Origin of the sequence: Nocardioides sp. (genome assembly GCF_024509035.1) — a bacterium.
In the GTDB taxonomy this organism is placed as follows: Bacteria; Actinomycetota; Actinomycetes; order Propionibacteriales; family Nocardioidaceae; genus Nocardioides.
The window spans coordinates 1-982 of sequence record NZ_JANINT010000321.1 but is presented as its reverse complement, the minus strand read 5'-3'; the positions used below and the strand labels follow the sequence as shown (position 1 = coordinate 982).

General features: G+C 73.0%; 1 protein-coding gene and 1 pseudogene. One reads left to right on the top strand and one right to left on the bottom strand.

Features of this window, described 5'->3' with window-relative positions:
• The coding region (locus tag Q0L15_RS20105; protein ID WP_296606405.1) for a UDP-N-acetylglucosamine 2-epimerase at positions 1-776 on the top strand (776 nt) is incomplete at its 5' end.
• A 4-nt stretch (positions 777-780) separates the two neighbouring features.
• Here Q0L15_RS20105 and Q0L15_RS20100 read toward each other — a convergent pair.
• Positions 781-982 (bottom strand): annotated as a pseudogene (locus tag Q0L15_RS20100) (ATP-dependent DNA ligase); the annotation flags it as partial.

The following is a 982-nucleotide window of genomic DNA, read 5'->3' as shown; positions in this document are numbered from 1 at the left end:
AGGAGCTGTGGGTGGCCGAGCCGCCCGCGCTCGTGGTCGTCTACGGCGACGTGAACTCGACGGTCGCGGCGGCGATGGTCACCAGCAAGCTCGGCATCCCGCTCGCCCACGTCGAGGCGGGGCTGCGCAGCTTCGACCGCACGATGCCCGAGGAGGTCAACCGGCTGGTCACCGACCGGCTCAGCGACCTGCTGCTGGTGACCAGCGTCGACGCGGTCGCCCACCTGGCTCGCGAGGGCGTGGACCCCGAGGCGATCCACTTCGTGGGCAACCCGATGATCGACACCCTCCTGGCCCACCGCGGCGAGCTGGGTCCGCACCGCCTGGACGGCTTGGACGGCCTGGGCGAGCTGCCTCCGACGTACGCCGTCGCGACCATGCACCGGCCCGGCAACGTCGATGGCGACGAGGCGGCGGCCCGGGTCGTGGCCGCGCTGCGGGCGACCGCCGACCAGGTGCCGCTGATCCTGCCGCTGCACCCGCGCAGCCGGCCCGGCCTGTCGCGCGCCGGGCTGCTCGAGCACCCGCGGGTGCGCGCGGTCGACCCCCTGGGCTACCTGGAGTTCCTGAGCCTGGTCGATGGCAGCGCGCTCGTGGTCACCGACTCCGGCGGCATCCAGGAGGAGACGACGGTGCTCGGCGTCCCGTGCTTGACCCTGCGCCCCAACACCGAGCGCCCGGTCACGATCACCAACGGCACCAACGAGCTGGTGACGGCCGACAACCTCGGTGAACGCGTCGGTGCCGCGCTGGGGAGCGGATCGCCGACGTCGTGACGCGCTACCTCGCTGTGAGCACCTCGGACAGGTCGTAGCCGACCGGCTCGTCGAGCTGCTCGTACCCGCACGACTCCGGGTCGCGGTCGGTCCGCCACCGCCGGAACTGCGCGGTGTGCCGGAAGCGCCGGCCCTCCATGTGGTCGTAGGCCACCTCCAGCACGAGCTCGGGGCGCAGCGGCGTGAACGAGAGGTCCTTGCCCTGG